At 71.5% G+C, this 16,101-nt stretch carries 14 protein-coding genes; 9 read left to right on the top strand and 5 right to left on the bottom strand.

Annotation, left to right across the window (positions count from 1 at the left end; genetic code table 11):
• Positions 1–4: 4 nt before the first annotated feature.
• Complete coding sequence (locus tag OG494_RS43945; RefSeq protein ID WP_328449078.1) at positions 5–757, top strand: S1 family peptidase; 753 nt, start codon at positions 5–7, stop codon at positions 755–757.
• Position 758: 1 nt separating this feature from the next.
• On the opposite strand, the gene OG494_RS43940 is transcribed toward OG494_RS43945, so the two are convergent.
• Positions 759–1,748, bottom strand: coding sequence for an NAD(P)/FAD-dependent oxidoreductase (locus tag OG494_RS43940; protein WP_328449076.1), 990 nt, complete (start codon positions 1,746–1,748; stop codon positions 759–761).
• Positions 1,749–2,489: 741 nt separating this feature from the next.
• Between OG494_RS43940 and OG494_RS43935 the strand changes: the two genes are divergently transcribed.
• Complete coding sequence (locus tag OG494_RS43935) at positions 2,490–3,887, top strand: class II fumarate hydratase (protein ID WP_328449075.1); 1,398 nt, start codon at positions 2,490–2,492, stop codon at positions 3,885–3,887.
• Between the two features lie 57 nt (positions 3,888–3,944).
• Here the strand turns inward: OG494_RS43935 and OG494_RS43930 are convergent, their stop codons facing one another.
• Positions 3,945–4,970 carry an aldo/keto reductase gene (locus tag OG494_RS43930; RefSeq protein ID WP_328449073.1) on the bottom strand — a complete coding sequence of 342 codons (1,026 nt, stop codon included), beginning with the start codon at positions 4,968–4,970 and terminating at the stop codon, positions 3,945–3,947.
• A 99-nt stretch (positions 4,971–5,069) separates the two neighbouring features.
• Here OG494_RS43930 and OG494_RS43925 point away from each other — a divergent pair, with 99 nt between their 5' ends.
• The 4 genes from OG494_RS43925 (at position 5,070) to OG494_RS43910 (ending at position 10,716) form a co-directional block, all read left to right on the top strand.
• Positions 5,070–5,942: a helix-turn-helix transcriptional regulator gene (locus OG494_RS43925; RefSeq protein ID WP_328449071.1), complete on the top strand. Its 873-nt coding sequence runs from the start codon at positions 5,070–5,072 to the stop codon at positions 5,940–5,942.
• Positions 5,943–5,993: 51 nt separating this feature from the next.
• On the top strand, positions 5,994–7,664 hold the full coding sequence (locus OG494_RS43920) for a PstS family phosphate ABC transporter substrate-binding protein (protein ID WP_328449070.1): 1,671 nt from the start codon (positions 5,994–5,996) through the stop codon (positions 7,662–7,664).
• A gap of 40 nt (positions 7,665–7,704) precedes the next feature.
• On the top strand, positions 7,705–9,237 hold the full coding sequence (locus tag OG494_RS43915; protein ID WP_328449068.1) for an ATP-dependent DNA ligase: 1,533 nt from the start codon (positions 7,705–7,707) through the stop codon (positions 9,235–9,237).
• A 186-nt stretch (positions 9,238–9,423) separates the two neighbouring features.
• The gene (locus tag OG494_RS43910; protein ID WP_328449066.1) at positions 9,424–10,716 is read left to right on the top strand and encodes a S53 family peptidase; all 1,293 of its coding nucleotides are present in this window, start codon (positions 9,424–9,426) and stop codon (positions 10,714–10,716) included.
• Positions 10,717–10,779: 63 nt separating this feature from the next.
• Here the strand turns inward: OG494_RS43910 and OG494_RS43905 are convergent, their stop codons facing one another.
• Complete coding sequence (locus OG494_RS43905) at positions 10,780–10,974, bottom strand: hypothetical protein (RefSeq protein WP_328449064.1); 195 nt, start codon at positions 10,972–10,974, stop codon at positions 10,780–10,782.
• Positions 10,975–11,239: 265 nt separating this feature from the next.
• On the opposite strand from OG494_RS43905, the gene OG494_RS43900 reads away from it, so the two are divergent.
• Positions 11,240–11,914 carry a Pr6Pr family membrane protein gene (locus tag OG494_RS43900; RefSeq protein WP_328449062.1) on the top strand — a complete coding sequence of 225 codons (675 nt, stop codon included), beginning with the start codon at positions 11,240–11,242 and terminating at the stop codon, positions 11,912–11,914.
• A gap of 39 nt (positions 11,915–11,953) precedes the next feature.
• On the opposite strand, the gene OG494_RS43895 is transcribed toward OG494_RS43900, so the two are convergent.
• Entirely contained in the window at positions 11,954–13,168 is a 1,215-nt protein-coding gene (locus OG494_RS43895) for an NADH:flavin oxidoreductase/NADH oxidase family protein (RefSeq protein ID WP_328449060.1), read from the bottom strand.
• 100 nt (positions 13,169–13,268) lie between these two features.
• On the opposite strand from OG494_RS43895, the gene OG494_RS43890 reads away from it, so the two are divergent.
• On the top strand, positions 13,269–13,892 hold the full coding sequence (locus OG494_RS43890; protein WP_328449058.1) for an MBL fold metallo-hydrolase: 624 nt from the start codon (positions 13,269–13,271) through the stop codon (positions 13,890–13,892).
• A gap of 212 nt (positions 13,893–14,104) precedes the next feature.
• Here OG494_RS43890 and OG494_RS43885 read toward each other — a convergent pair whose 3' ends face one another.
• A complete protein-coding gene (locus OG494_RS43885) occupies positions 14,105–14,572 on the bottom strand; it encodes a DUF309 domain-containing protein (RefSeq protein ID WP_328449056.1) in 468 nt (155 codons plus the stop codon).
• Between the two features lie 67 nt (positions 14,573–14,639).
• On the opposite strand from OG494_RS43885, the gene OG494_RS43880 reads away from it, so the two are divergent.
• Positions 14,640–16,079, top strand: coding sequence for a GuaB1 family IMP dehydrogenase-related protein (locus tag OG494_RS43880; RefSeq protein WP_328449054.1), 1,440 nt, complete (start codon positions 14,640–14,642; stop codon positions 16,077–16,079).
• Positions 16,080–16,101 lie beyond the last annotated feature (22 nt).

Raw genomic sequence — 16,101 nt, 5'->3', positions numbered from 1 at the left:
ATTCGTGACCAGGCGACTGCTGGCACTGCTGACGGTCCTCGCGCTCGTTCTGGTCCCGGGCACCGCCGCGGCCGAACCCGGCATCGTCGGCGGCGCCGTCGCCGACCAGCCGTACCCGTTCGCGGTGTCGCTGCACTCGACGTCCGGCAAGCTGTTCTGCGCCGGCGCGCTGATCGCCCCGGCGTGGGTGGTCACGGCCGCGCACTGCGTCTTCGACAAGGCGCCGTCCGCGGTGTCGCTGCGGCTGGGGTCGAACGACTCCGGGCAGGGCGGCGAGGTCGCGCGGCCCGCCGAGATCATCGTCAACCCGGCGTTCGACACGCAGAACCCGGCGGGCGACATCGCGTTGCTGCGGCTCGCGGCGCCGGCCAAGGCGGCGCCGATCGCGATCGCGACGGCGGCGGCACCGGGGACGGCGACCCGGATCCTCGGCTGGGGCCAGACCTGCCCGAAGGTGAACTGCGGCCAGATCCCGACGGCGCTGCAGCAGCTCGACACGCACATCGTCGAAGGCTCGAAGTGCACGTCGGTGTTCGACGGCACGGCCGAGCTGTGCACGGACAACCCGGGCGGCACCGCCGGGGCGTGCTTCGGCGACTCCGGCGGCCCGGAAGTCGTGCGCGACGGCGACCACTGGCTGCTGGCCGGCGTCACGAGCCGCCCGGGCAACGACAGCCCGGTGTGCGCGACGGCGCCGTCGATCTACACGTCCGTCGTCGCCTACGCGCCGTGGATCGCGGAGAAGACGAAGGCCTGACCTACTCGGCGTTGCTGGAGTGGCCCGGGAACAGGTGCGCGTCCGGGTCGAGGGCGACGGCGATGTTGTTGACGGCCGTCGCGGCCTCGCCGAAGCCGGTCGCGATCAGCTTGACCTTGCCCGGGTAGGCGGCCACGTCGCCCGCCGCGTAGACGCGTTCGCGCGGGGTCGCCATCGTCGAGTCGACGGCGATGGCGCGGTGGTCGATCTCCAGACCCCAGCTCTCGATCGGCCCGAGGTCGGCGGTGAACCCGAGCGCGGCGACGACGGAGTTGGCCGGCAGCCGCTCCTCGCCGGCGGCCTTCACCGAGACGTGGACGGCTTCGAGCGCGCCGCTCGCGTCCTCGACGAACGCCGTGACCTCGGCGTCGGTGATGATCCGGGTGCCGAGCTCACGAGCCTGCCGGACGATCGACTCGGCGGCGCGGAACTTCGCGCGGCGGTGCACGAGCGTCACGCTGGCCGCGACGGGGTGCAGCGCGAGCACCCAGTCGAACGCCGAGTCGCCGCCACCGACGACCACCACGTGCTGCCCGGCGTGCGCCTGCAACGACGGCACGAAGTGCACCATGCCCCGGCCGAGCCAGCCGTCGCCCGCGGGCAGCGGACGCGGGGTGAACTCGCCGATGCCCGCGGTGATCAGCACGGCGCCGGCGCGGAGGGTCTCACCGCCGTCGAGGGTGAGTTCCACGCCGTTTTCGAGAGTCTCCAGCTTCTCGGCCTTGCGCCCCAGCAGGTAGGCCGGCTTCCACGGCGCGGCCTGCTGGACGAGCCCGTCCACGAGGTCGCGCCCCTTGACCGCGGCGAACCCGCCGACGTCGTAGATCATCTTCTCGGGGTACATCGCGGTCACCTGGCCGCCGGGCTCGGGCAGCGAGTCGACGATGGCCATCGACAGCCCGCGAAACCCGGCGTAGTAGGCGGCGAAGAGGCCGGTCGGGCCCGCGCCGATGATCACGAGGTCGTAGGAGTCCCCAGAAGCTTCAGTCATGCTCGCTCCAGCCAGTGGTGGATGGCGGTGATCGAGAACACACCCGATCCTAGCCTCGCCGGGCTCGTGGGGTGGTCGACGCCACGACGCGGCCGGCCGATGGTCGGGTTGTGGCGGGCCCGGCCGACGTCGCGAACGGTCCGTTCGCGACGCGCGCGGTGCGAACGGACCGCTCGCGCCGGTTCGGTCCGGCGCGAAAGGGCCACTCGCGCGGGGCTGGTCGACACGGCACGAACGGGCCACTCGCGCCGTGGGCGGCTCGAAAGGACCGTTCGCGCCTCCCTGCGGCCGTGCGCCAACGGCCCGTTCGCGACCAATTCGGCGCCAAAGGGCCACTCGCGCCACGGCCGCTGACGCGAAAGGGCCACTCGCACCGCCACCCGGCACCAATGGCCCGTTCGCGACCGATCCGGCACGAAAGGGCCACTCGCGCAAGCCCACGCGACATGGCACGGACGGACCGCTCACCGCCCCACCGGCGCGAAAGGGCCACTCGCACCCACCGCCAACCGGCAGCAGAGGCCCGTTCGCGACCGAACCGGCACCAGCCGACCCGTTCGCGACCGAACCGGCACTAACTGGCCACTCGCGCCCCGGCCGCTGGCGCGAAAGGGCCACTCGCACCGCCACCCGGCACCAACGGCCCGTTCGCGACCGAACCGGCACCAGCGGGCCACTCGCGCCGCAGGGGTGCGCAACGCCACCACGCGACAACCCTCGAACAGGTCCAGAATCGGTGTCATGGCTGACCAGGAATACCGGATCGAACACGACACGATGGGCGAGGTCCGCGTGCCGGTCGACGCTCTCTACCGCGCGCAGACGCAGCGGGCCGTGGAGAACTTCCCCATCTCCGGCCGGGGCCTGGAGCGTGCCCAGATCCGCGCGCTCGGCCTGCTCAAGGCCGCCGCCGCGCGCGTGAACCGCAAGCTCGGGGTGCTCGACGCCGATGTCGCCGACGCCATCGCCAAGGCCGCCGACGAGGTCGCCGAGGGCGCCCACGACGCGCACTTCCCGATCGACGTCTTCCAGACCGGCTCGGGCACGTCGTCGAACATGAACGCCAACGAGGTCATCGCCACCCTCGCCACCCGGACCCTCGGCCGCGACGTGCACCCGAACGACCACGTCAACGCGTCGCAGTCCTCCAACGACACCTTCCCGACGACCATCCACGTCGCCGCGACCGAAGCCGTGCTCAAGGACGTCGTCCCGGCGCTCGAGCACCTCGCCGGCGCGATCGAGACGCGCGCCGCGGAGTGGACGGACGTCGTGAAGTCCGGGCGCACGCACCTGATGGACGCCGTCCCGATCACGCTGGGCCAGGAGGCCGGCGCGTGGGCGTCGCAGGTCCGCTTCGGCATCGAACGGCTGAAGTCCGGCCTGCCGCGCCTCGGTGAGCTGCCGATCGGCGGCACCGCCGTCGGGTCCGGGCTGAACGCGCCCGACGGCTTCGGCGCGGCCGTCGCGGCCGAGCTCGCCGAGGTGACCGGGCTGCCGCTGACCGAGGCCCGCGACCACTTCGAGGCGCAGGCGACGCAGGACAGCGTCGTCGAGACGTCCGGGCACCTGCGCACCCTCGCCGTCTCGCTCAACAAGATCGCGAACGACCTGCGCTGGCTGGGTTCCGGCCCCCGCACCGGCCTCGGCGAGCTGGCCCTGCCGGACCTGCAGCCGGGCTCGTCGATCATGCCCGGCAAGGTCAACCCGGTGATCCCGGAGGCGACGCTGCAGGTCGTCGCGCAGGTGATCGGCAACGACGCGGCCGTCGCCTTCGCCGGCGCGGCGGGTAACTTCCAGCTCAACGTCAACCTGCCGGTGATCGCCCGCAACGTCCTCGAGTCGGCCCGGCTGCTCGCCGCCGTCTCGCGGCTGCTGGCGGACAAGGTGTTCGACGGCGTCACGGCGAACGTCGAGCGCACCCGGCAGTACGCCGAAGGCTCGCCGTCGATCGTGACGCCGCTCAACTCCTACATCGGCTACGAAGAAGCCGCCGCGGTCGCGAAGCAGGCCTTGAAGGAGCTGAAGACGATCCGCGAGGTCGTCCTCGAACGCGGCCACGTCAAGGACGGCAAGCTCACCGAAGCCCAGCTCGACGAAGCCCTCGACGTGCTCCGCATGGCCCGCGGCGGCAAGTGAAGTCTCCGTGAGGTGTCGCATCTTTCCTAGGGAAAGTGACGGTTCGGGAGCGAGCGGCTACCGCCGGCGCAGGTGCTTGTCCGCCAGCGCCGGCGGGGTGTAGTCCTTCTCCGCCGGGTTCAGGTCCGTGCCCGGCGGGACGATCTCGTCGATCCGGTCCAGCACGTCGTCGTCCAGCTCCAGATCGGCGCCGGCAAGCAGGTCGTCGAGCTGAGCGGGCGTGCGCGGGCCGATGATCGCCGACGTCACGCCCGGGTGCGCGCGGACGAACGCCGTCGCCAGGTGCGTGAGAGGCCGGCCCAGGTCGTCGGCGATCTTCTTCAGCTGCGCGATCGCGTCGAACTTGACGGCGTTCTCCGGCAGCGCCGGGTCGAACTTGTGCGCCTGCAACGTCCGGCGGCCTTCGGACAGGTCCACATCGGACGGTTTCAGGTACTTGCCGGACAGCCAGCCGCTGGCCAGCGGGCTCCACGTGAGCACGCCCATGCCGTACTTCCGCGCGGTCGGCAGCACGGCGGCCTCGATCGCCCGGTTGAAGATCGAGTACGGCGGCTGCTCGGCGCGGAACCGCGCCAGGCCGCGCTTTTCCGCCACCCACTGGGCTTCCACGATCTGCTCGGCCGGGAAGTCCGACGACCCGATCGCGCGCACCTTCCCGGACCGCACGAAGTCCGTCAGCACCGAGAGCGTCTCCTCGATGTCGGTCGCCGGGTCCGGCCGGTGGACCTGGTAGAGGTCGACGTAGTCGGTGTCGAGCCGCCGCAGGCTGTCGTCCAGTGCGCGGGTCAGCCAGCGCCGCGAAAGACCGCCCTGGTTGGGGTCCGAGCCCATCTGGAAGAAGCCCTTGGTGGCGAGCACGACGTCGTCGCGGCGGCCTTTCAAGGCCTTCCCGACGATCTGCTCGTTCTCGCCGTTCGAGTACATGTCCGCGGTGTCCCAGAAGTTGACGCCGGCGTCGAGCGCGGTGTGCAGCATCCGGACGCCCTCTTCGTGGTCCGGGTTGCCCCACTGGCCGAGCATCATGGCGCCGAACGCGTACTCGCTGACCGAGATCCCCGTGCCACCCAGAATTCGTCGTTTCATGCCTCCACCTTGCGAGCGGTCCGGGGGCCGAGCCAGGCCGCGTCCCGCCTGGGTCCGGCAGTACCAGGCTGGACGTCGTGCGCCGGGGATACTGGAGGCATGAGTGACGCAGCCGAGCTCGGCGCCTTCCTGAAGGCGCGCCGTGCCGCCCTCGAACCGGACGAGGTCGGCCTGCCGCAGGGGATCACCCGGCGCCGGGTGGCCGGGCTGCGCCGCGAGGAGATCGCGCAGCTCGCGGGCATCAGCGTCGACTACTACACGCGCCTGGAGCAGGGCCGCGCGAAGAACGTCTCGGAGGCGATCCTCGACGCGCTGGCCCGCGCGTTGCGGCTGCGCCCGGACGAGGAGTCCTACCTGCGCAACCTCGCCGCGCCGAAGCGGCGTGACCGGCTCGGGCCCCAGCGGATCCGGCCCGAGCTGCAGCTGATGCTGGACGCCCTCCAGGCACCGGCGTTCATCTTCGGCTCCTACCTGGACGTCCTGGCGTGGAACGCGCTCGGCGGCGCGGTCGCGTTCGACTTCGGCAACCTCGACGAGCGCAGCATGCCGAAGCTGTTCTTCCTGGACGAGCGCGCGAAGCAGCTGCACCCCGAGTACGACGCGGTGTGCCGCGAGCTCGTCGCGAACCTGCGCGCCGAGAGCGGCCGCCACCCCGGCGACCCGAAGTTCGCCCAGCTGATCGGCGAGCTTTCACTGGCCAGCGCCGAGTTCCGCACGCTGTGGGCCGAGCACCACGTGCAGGAGAAGGCACAGGGCTGGAAGCTCATGCTCAACCCGGTCGTCGGCGAGCTGCGGCTGCGCTACGAGACGTTGCGCCTGCCCGACGACCCGGACCAGGGCCTGGTGATCTACCACGCCGAACCCGGGTCGGAGTCCGCCCGCGCACTCGGCCTGCTGGCCAGCTGGATCGCCGAGGCCCCCAGCGGTGAACGACCGGTGAACACTCGGCCGTCGCACCCCCACCGCGGGTGACGGCTGCCTACGCTCGTCCACCTGGGGAGTCGGGGGTAGAGGAGCGGCACGGTGGGCGTCGGCGCGACGATGCAGTCACTCGCCGAGATCCTCAGCTCGGATTCGGGCAGTCTCGTCCTGGGCCTCGCCGCGCTGGTCGCGATGGCCGCGCCGTTCGTGGACCGCTACTTCATCCGGCGCCGCCGGCTGGCGTTCCGGGTGCTCTACAACTCGAAGATCGGCCTCTCCCCGATCGACCTCCACGACGGTGAAAACGGTTCCGCACAGGCAGACCCGCAGCTGGAGCGCACCGCGCGGCTGCTGAGCCGGATGAGCGTCGTGGTGATCCGGGTCCGCAACACCGGCGGCTTCGACATCGCGCCGGAGGACTTCGAAATCCCGCTGTCGTTCACCTTCGGCAGCCGGATCGTCTGGGACGCGCGGGTGTCCGACGCGACCGACGACGGCCTGCGCCAGCACGTCCGTGACGGCCTGGAGTTCTTCACGCGCGACACCCCGCAGCGGCCGGTGGAAGGCGCGAAGCTGTCGAGGGTGCGCGCGTGGCTGCCCAAGCGGCTTGCCGAGACACCCGCGCCCGAAGCACCCGAGTGGCACGGCGTCCGGTTCGCCCGGCTTTCCTTGAAGCGCAAGGAAAAGTTCAAGCTGGTCGTCGTGCTCCGCGAGTCCGACGGGCATGACGGCGAGATCAGCAAGGAGATCGAGCACTACGCCCGGCTCGCCGCCGGCCGGATCAAGGACGACCGCAAGCAGCGGCGGGTCACCTGGCCGGTCGTCACCACGGCGGTCGGGGTGCTGCTGACCGGCGCGCTGCTGGCGACGCTGCTCGTGTCGTGGTCACGGCCGTCCGGCGAGACCGCGCTCTGCGCCACCGGGAAGCTGTCGGTCGAAGGCTCGAGCGCGTTCGTCCCGATCATCAAGGGCATCGCCGCCGAGTACCACGGCCAGTGCGATGGCGCGGCCATCACGACCCGCGCGACCGGCAGCGTCACCGGCGTCCGCGCGCTCGCGCCGGTCGACGCGGCGGGCCGGAACGAGCTGGCGGTGCTGTCGGACGGCCGGTCGGGCGAAGCGGGCGCGGATCTCGAGGCGAAGGCCGTCGCCGTGGTCGTCTACACGCTGGTCGTCAACCGCGCGGCCGGCGTCGACCGGCTGACGAACCAGCAGGTCAAGGACATCTTCAGCGGCCGTGTGCGCAACTGGGACCAGCTCCGGCCGGGGCCGTCGGTGCCGATCGGGATCGTCGGGCGCGGGCAGGAGTCGGGCACCCGCAAGACGTTCGAGCAGAAGGTGCTCGGCAGCGCGGAAGACCGGCTGACGTCGGACTCGTGCCGCAAGCCCGAGCGCGATCCGGCGGCGGCGACCACGCGCTGCGAGCGCGGGACGACGGCCGAGGTGCTCACCGAGGTCGGCGCGGTGCCGGGGGCGATCGGGTACGCGGACGTCCCGGCGGCGAAGGCGGCCGCGGCGAAGGACCGGCAGGTCGGCGTCGTGCAGCTCGACGGCCACTACCCCGACGTCACGACGATCGACGCCGGCTACCGGTTCTGGACCGTCGAGTACCTGTATACGAAGGGTGTACCCGACAACGGCAGCGTGCTGAAGCGGTTCCTGGACTACCTGGCGAGCCCGACCGCGCGGGCCGAGCTGCAGGACGCCGGGTTCGTGCCGTGCGTGGCCAAGGACGGCCTGCTCGACCCCGTCTGCACCAGGGCGGACATCTGATCACCGAGAAATTGTCGGTGGTCCGGGTCATGATGTCCGGGTGTTGCTCACCGAGATAGTCCGGGCGTCCGCCGACCTGGCGGCGACGAGGTCCAGGAAGGCGAAGATCGCCCTCCTGGCCACGCTGCTGCGCGCGGCCCAGGTCGCGGAGCTGCCCGTCGTGATCGCGTACCTGACCGGGCAGACGGCGCAGGACCGGCTGGGTGCGGGCTGGCGCACCCTGGCCGGGCTCGGCGCGTCGCCCGCTCCGGAGCCGGTGGTGACGGTGCTGGAGGTCGACGAAGCGCTGACGTCGGCGGCCGGTGTGGCGGCCGGCACCGGCTCGTCGACACGGCGGCAGGAGGTGCTGCGCGCGCTGTTCGTGCGGCTCACGAAGGGCGAGCAGGAGTTCCTGTTCCGGCTGGTCACCGGCGAGCTGCGGCAAGGCGCGCTCGAGGGCGTGATGGTCGACGCGGTCGCGGCGGCGGCCGACGTCCCGGCCGTCGATGTCCGGCGGGCGTTCATGCTGTCCGGCAAGCTGCCGACCACCGGCGTCGCGGCCCTGACCGGCGGGCAGGCGGCGCTGGCGGAGTTCCGGCTGACCCTGGGCACGCCGATCCGGCCGATGCTGGCGTCGCCGGCGGGGTCGCTGGAAGAGGCCGTCACCGAGCACGCCGAGGCGATCGTCGAGTACAAGATGGACGGTGCGCGGATCCAGGTGCACCGCCAAGGTGACGAGGTGCACGTCTGGACGCGGACGTTGCGCGAGATCACCGGCAGCGTGCAAGAGCTGGTCGAACTCGTGCGGGCGCTGCCGTGCGAATCGGTGGTACTCGACGGCGAGACCCTGGCCTTGACCGACGCCGGGCGTCCGCGGCCGTTCCAGGACACGATGAGCCGGTTCGGCAGCACCCGCGAGGAGCAGGTGAAGGCCCTGCTGCTGCGGCCGTACTTCTTCGACTGCCTGCACCTCGACGGCGTCGACCTGCTGGACGCGCCGCTATCCGAGCGCAACGCGGCGCTGCGCAAGGTCGCCGGGGCGCACGTGATCCCCGGCGAGGTGGGCGTTTCGCGCGCCGCCGAGGTGCTGGAGGCGGCGATGGAGGCCGGGCACGAGGGTGTGATGGTCAAGGACCTGGCGGCGCCGTACGCGGCCGGGCGGCGCGGGCGCGCGTGGCTCAAGGTCAAGCCGGTGCACACGATCGACCTGGTCGTGCTCGCGGCGGAGTGGGGCCACGGCCGGCGCACGGGCAAGCTGTCGAACCTGCACCTGGGCGCCCGCGACCCGGACGGCGGCCCGCCGATCATGGTGGGCAAGACCTTCAAGGGCATGACCGACGAGCTGCTCGCCTGGCAGACGGCGACGTTCCAGGAGATCGAGACCCACCGCGACGACTGGACGGTGTACGTCCGCCCGGAGGTCGTGGTGGAGATCGAGCTGGACAGCGCCCAGGTCAGCACGCGCTACCCGGGCGGCCTCGCGCTGCGCTTCGCCCGGGTGGTCCGCTACCGCCCGGACAAGGAAGCCGCCGACGCGGACACGATCGACACCGTCCGCGGCCTCCTCCAAGGCGACCGCTCGGAAGGAGGCTGACCACGAGTCGTCCATCCAGGTACGCGAGTCGTCCTCGAAAGGGAGGCTGAAACGAAAGTATCGATCACGACATCGAGCGTCTTCGCGGTGCTTTCCTCCTAAAAGGAAAGACGAAAGTCGATGTTGCCTTCTCCCCGTCCTGACCAGAGTGGCTGACGGAGTTTCCTTCAGCCAGGGGAGAAAAGCATGAGACTGCGCGCTGCCGCCGGTTTGCTCGCGAGCACGACCCTGCTCGTGACCGCGTTCGCCGTACCCGCCGGTGCGACGCCCGTGCCGAGCACGCCGGACGCCGGGCACCAGCCGTCGAAGCACCACTTCTCGGCGGCCGCGCAGTCGTTCGTCGGCGCGGACACCGTGCAGAAGCGGGTCGCGAAGCTGGAAGCGGCGATGTCGACGCTGCCGAAGGAGAGCACCGCCTACAACGCGACGAAGCTCTGGAACAACGGCATCACCGGCGCGGGCAGCACGGTCACGACGCTGGTGTCGTTCGGCGACGACCAGGTCAAGCAGGTGCTCGACACCTACTCGAAGAACCACGGCCTGCCGCCGGCGAACGTCGAGATCCTGCAGCCGTCCGGCCCGGTGCCGGCGTGCACCGACCCCGGCGTCGACACCGCGACCTGCCAGGGCTGGGGCGGCGAGACCGACCTCGACGTCACGATGATGCACGCCCTGGCGCCGAACGCGAAGATCATCGTCGCGGCCACGCCCGTCGCCGAGACGCAGGGCTTCACCGGCCTGCCCGAGATGATGCACGCGGTCGACTACTTGACCGAGCACAAGCTGACCGACGTCATCTCGATGAGCTTCGGCACGACCGAGGAGAATTTCCCGTCGTTCGACTCGATCAAGACACTCGACCCGGCGCTGGAGCGTGCGAGCAAGGCCGGCATCACGATGGTCGCCTCCTCGGGTGACGACGGCCCGACCGGCGGTTACCTCTACGGGCCGGGCAACTACCCGTACCGCGTCGCCAGCTGGCCCGCGTCCGACCCGCGTGTCACGACGCTCGGCGGCACCCAGCTGCACCTCGACACGACCGGGGCCCGCACCAAGCCGGACGACGTCGTGAACGTCGCCGACAACGGCTTCTCCGAAGGCGCGGGCCTCTCCAAGACGTACGCGCGGCCGAACTGGCAGGACGGCGTCAAGAAGATCACCGGCAGCAAGATGCGCTCGTTCCCGGACATCAGCATGGAAGGCGTGTTCGGCACGTCGCAGTCCGCGCCGCTGTTCGCCGGTGTGCTCGCGCTGGCCGTGCAGGCCAAGGGCGGCAAGCTCGGCCAGATCAACCCGGTGCTGTACACGAAGCTCGGCCCGGCCGGCGCCAAGGCGGGCATCGTCGACGTCACCGAAGGCGACAACAGCCAGGACGGCGTCACCGGCTTCCCCGCGGCGAAGGGTTTCGACATCGCCAGTGGCTGGGGCACGGTCGACGCGTCGGTCTTCGTTCCCGCATTGGTGAAGGCACTCCGCTGACGCTTTAACCGAAACTGCGGCGATCCACGCCGCTTTCGACGCGGCCGTCTCCGACGGGACGAGCTACACGCAGGTGTACGCCGCGGAAATCAAGCAAAAGAACTTCATCGGTTTCCGCACCACCAGCGTCGGCAATTTCGCACTGGGTTTCCGGCCGGTGCAGACCGAGCTCGTGATCGTGCCGCTCGAGGAAAAGAGCGGCACGGTCACGGCGGGCACGCCGCTGACGATCACGGACACGAACCGGGCCTCGGTCAAGAAACGTGATCTTCAGGGCCGGTTCGTGATCAAGACGACGCAGGGCAGAGCTTCAGGCTCAGCCAGCTGCCGGTCGAGCAGAAGGCCGGGTACGAGGCGTTCACCACCACCCTCCGGGGCGCGCCCGGGTTCGGCGACAGCGATCCGCCCGATCCGCCCGGCGTGCGATCGACGTCCCGGCCGGGAACACGGCACCGGCGGGCCTGACTCGATCGAGTGGTCCACAAAGGACCCCACCGCGGTTACCAGCCGGTATCCTCCGGGGATGCACGGTTCGAAGCTCACGCGCACCTGGTTCGCGGTCACCGCGGTGGTCGCCCTGACCGGCCTGGTCAGCCAGGTGATCGCCACCGCGGGCGACACCACCGGTCAGTTCAGCGGCGCCGGCGCGCGGATCGCGAACCTGTTCTGCTTCTTCACGATCGACTCGAACCTGCTGGTCATCGTGACCTCGCTGATCGTCGCGCTGGGCGCCGCCCGCGTCACCGGGCCGTTCCGCGTGCTCTGGCTCGACGCGCTCGCCGGCATCATCGTGACCGGCATCGTCTACCAGGTCGCCCTCGCCGGCCTGTACGAGCTGCACGGGCTGCCGCTGTTCGCCGACACGATGCTGCACAAGGTGACGCCGATCCTGTTCGTGCTCGGCTGGCTGCTCGCCGGCCCGCGCGGCGCGCTGACCTGGCCGACGGTCTGGTGGTCGCTGATCTACCCGGCGGCGTGGCTCGCGTTCACCCTGCCGCGCGGCGCGCTCACCGGCTTCTACCCGTACCCGTTCGTCGACGCGGGCGCGCTCGGCTACGGCCGCGTGACACTCAACTGCGTCGCCATCGGCGTGTTCTTCACCGTGCTCGCGGCGGGCTTGTTCCTGGCCGACCGGTCGTTCCACCGCCGCGCGCTGCACCGGGCCGCGACCGCCGAGGCGCGGGCCGAAGCCGTCTGAGCTGCCCTAGTCGTCTGAGCCGTCCGAGCCGTCTGACGGCTAACCCCGGACGCGGCGGAACGCGTTGAGCCCGTCGGTGAACCCGGCCTGCACGAGGGTCAGCGCCGCACCGCGCGAATCCACCGGCCGCCCGGCCGCGAGCCGGTGCATCTGCCGGGTGTGCCACTGGATCTCCAGCAGGCTGTCGGCGAGCCGGATGCCGGTCTTGGGGCAGCGCCGCTGCGCCTCGACGTCCTCGCCGGCCAGCAACCGGGCGGGCAGCCCGGGGTCGACGACCAGCGGCCGGCCGAGCCCGATGACGTCGAGTTCGCCGGAGCTCAGCGCGTCGGCCATCCCGCCGGGCGTGGTGAAGCCGCCGGTGACCATCAGCGCGACGTCGGAGACGTTGCGTGCCTTCGCGGCGTAGTCCAGGAAGTACGCTTCGCGCGCCTGAGTGCTCGCGCGACCCGAGCCCATCATCGCGGCCTTCTCGTATGTCCCGCCGGAGACTTCCAGCAGGTCCAGCCCGGCTTCGCCGAGAGCGTGGACAACCTGGAGCGACTCGTCCTCGGTGAAGCCGCCGCGCTGGAAGTCGGCGCTGTTGAGCTTGACCGACACCGGGACGTCGTCGCCGACGGCTTCCCGCACGCGCCGCACGACCTCGAGCAGGAACCGCCGGCGGCCGGCGGCGTCGCCGCCCCAGGCGTCGGTCCGCCGGTTGGTCAGCGGCGAGAGGAACTGGGAGACGAGGTAGCCGTGCGCGCCATGGATCTGTACGCCCGCGAAGCCCGCGTCGGCGAACGTGCGCGCCGCGACGCCGAAGCGTTCGACAATCGCTTCGATCTCTTCGCCGGACAGCGCTCGCGGAGCAGCGAAGGCGGTACGGACGCCTCGATCGCCGAAGGGCACTGCGGACGGCGCGACCGGACGGGACGACAGGTAGCGCGGGCTCTGCCGTCCCGGGTGGTTCAGCTGCACCCAGAGCTGCGTTTCGGCGCCTTCGACCGACCGCGCCCACGGCCGGTAGACGTCCGGATCGGGGCTCAGCGCGACGTTGCGCGGCTCGCCCAGCGCGCTCGGGTCGACCATGACGTTGCCGGTGATCAGCGTGCCGGCGCCGCCGCGCGCCCACGTCCGGTACAGCTCGGCCAGCTCGCGGGTCGGGGCGTTGCGCCGGTCGCCGAGCTGCTCGCTGAGCGCCGACTTGACCAGCCGGTTGGGCAGCACGGCGCCGCAGCGCAGCTTGAGCGGCTCGGCCAGCAGGTCCCGGATCATCGCTGCTCCTTCACGTCGACTTACCGGCAGTAAAGCTACCCGAAAGTAGATACCGACGGTATGTCAGCTGTGTCAGGCCCCGACCACTAGGGTCGGGCGCATGACGGCGATCGTGCAGAACCTGGTGACCTCTGGCGTCTTCGAGCTCGACGGAGGCAGCTGGGACGTCGACAACAACGTGTGGATCGTGGGCGACGACGCGGAGGTGATCGTGATCGACGCCGCGCACGACGCGAAGGCGATCGAGAACGTCGTCGGCGACCGGAAGCTGGTCGCGATCGTCTGCACGCACGCGCACAACGACCACGTCAACGCCGCCCCGGCGCTCGCCGAAGCCACCGGCGCGCCGATCCTGCTGCACCCGGCCGACCGGGTCGTCTGGGACCTCACCCACCCGGACCGCGCCCCGGACGGCGAACTGGCGGACGGCCGGACGATCACCATCGCGGGCACCGAACTGCGCGTCATCCACACGCCGGGCCACGCGCCGGGCGCGGTCTGCCTGTACGCCGAGGACCTGGGCGTCCTGTTCACCGGCGACACCCTGTTCCACGGCGGCCCGGGCGCCACCGGACGGTCCTATTCGGACTACCCGACCATCGTGAAGTCCATCCGGGAGAAGCTGTTCACGCTCCCCGACGCCACGAAGGTCCACACGGGCCACGGCGAGGGCACGAAGCTCGGCGCGGAGAAGTCCGCCTCGACCGGCTGGGACCAGCCCTGAGAAGCGGCGGCACTTTCACGTGAAAGTGCCGCCTCAGGCAGTGCGCTTCCGGGCGACGAGGGCGAGCTCCTCGATCGCCCGGTCCAAGTTGCCGGCAGCGGTACGGACAACTGGTGGCCGGAAGACTCGGTCGAACGGATCTCCGTGCGGCGTTCGGTTTCAGCGGCTCGACCGGCGACGCCACCGCCGTGATGACCGCGGCCCCAGCGCGGTCAGCCCGTCAGCCGCGGCGGGACGGGCTCCACCCGGACCCGCTGCTTCGCCTCTTCCACCAGGTCCCGCGCCCACCGCTGCAGCCCCGCGACGTCGATCTCGTAGGGCGGCTCGCTGCGGAACGGCTCGATGTTCGCCGCGCCGCGCTCCAGCAGCGACGCGGCGCCGGACGTGTTGCCACGCGCCGCGTGCGTCAGGCCGACGGCGAGCTGCGCGAGGCCGCGCCACAGCTCGCGGTCCGGGCCGTCCGACGTCTTCCAAGCGTCCTCGAAGACCTCGTGCGCGTGGAACGGCTTGCCGTCGTCGAGCAGGTGCTGGGCCTCCGCAAGCGTTTGCGCCGGCGTCCGGACGATGCCCTCCGGCTGGCGCTCGACGCCGTCGGCGCCGTACGGCAGCGGGCGGCCGAGGCCGTCGCGCGGCCGTGCGTTGCGTGCTCGCCCCTCGGCGTCCCGGTCGCGGCGGCTCATGCCCCGATCCTCCCACGCACCCGGCCGCGTTCGCCGTCTCCTGCCGAGCCACGTAGCCTGGGGACTCGTGCGTTTCCTCGACGGCCACCGGCCCGCCCACGACCTGACCTACGACGACGTGTTCCTGTTGCCGAACCGTTCGGACGTGGAGTCCCGCTTCGACGTCGACCTGTCCACCGCGGACGGCACCGGCGCCACCATCCCGATCGTCGTGGCGAACATGACCGCCGTCGCCGGCCGCCGGATGGCCGAGACCGTCGCCCGCCGCGGTGGCCTGGTGGTGCTGCCCCAGGACGTCGACAGCGCGGCCGTCGCCGACATCGTCGGCTGGGTCAAGAGCCGCCATACCGTCTGGGACACGCCGCTGGTGCTGACCGGCGGCGACGCCGTCGCCGACGCCCTCAACCTGGTCCACAAGCGCTCCCACGGCGCCGTCGTGGTCGTGGACGGCGACGGCCGCCCGACCGGCATCGTCACCGAAGCGGCCTGCGCGAACGTCGACCGCTTCGCGCGCCTCGCCGACGTCGCGCAGCCGCCGACCGCCGTCGTCCCGCTGGACACGCCGCCGCGGCACGTCTTCGAGCTGCTGCACGCCCAGGGCGCGCACCTGGCGCTGGGCCTGGACGCCGACGGCAAGCTCGCGGGCGTGCTGACCGCGGTCGGCGCGTTGCGCGCCGACATCTACACCCCGGCGGTCGACGACGGCGGCAAGCTGCGCGTCGCGGCCGCCGTCGGGGTCAACGGCGACGTCGCGGCGAAGGCCGAAGCCGTGCTCGCCGCGGGCGTCGACGTGCTCGTCGTCGACACGGCGCACGGCCACCAGGAGAAGATGATCGCCGCGCTGAAGGCCGTCCGGTCGGTGTCGCCGCAGGTCCCGGTGGTCGCCGGGAACGTCGTCACGGCCGAGGGCACGCGCGACCTGATCCAGGCCGGCGCCGACGTCGTCAAGGTCGGCGTCGGGCCGGGCGCGATGTGCACGACCCGGATGATGACCGGCGTGGGCCGCCCGCAGTTCTCCGCCGTCGCCGAGTGCGCGGCCGCCGCGCGCGAGCTGGGCAAGCACGTCTGGGCCGACGGCGGCGTCCGCCACCCGCGTGACGTCGCGCTGGCGCTGGCCGCGGGCGCGTCCGCGGCGATGGTCGGCTCGTGGTTCGCCGGCACCTACGAATCCCCCGGCGACCTGCGGTTCGACGAGCAGGGCCGGCCCTACAAGGAGTCGTTCGGGATGGCGTCGAAGCGTGCGGTGGGCGCACGGACCCGCACCGACGGTTCGTTCGACCGCGCGCGCAAGGCGCTGTTCGAGGAGGGCATCTCGTCGTCGCGGATGTCCCTCGACCCGGCGCGCCCGAGCGTCGAGGACCTGCTGGACTCGATCGGCTCCGGCGTCCGGTCCTCGTGCACCTACGCCGGCGCCCGCACGCTGGAAGAGTTCCACGAGCGGGCCTTGCTGGGCGTCCAGTCGGCCGCAGGCTTCGCGGAAGGCCGTCCGCTCCCCTCGGGCTGGTAAACGCCGTGAAGGGCACCTTCAG

Origin of the sequence: Amycolatopsis sp. NBC_00438 (assembly GCF_036026695.1) — a bacterium.
Taxonomy (GTDB): Bacteria; Actinomycetota; Actinomycetes; order Mycobacteriales; family Pseudonocardiaceae; genus Amycolatopsis.
The sequence above is the reverse complement of the archived record's forward strand: the minus strand, read 5'-3'. Positions and strand labels throughout refer to the sequence as shown.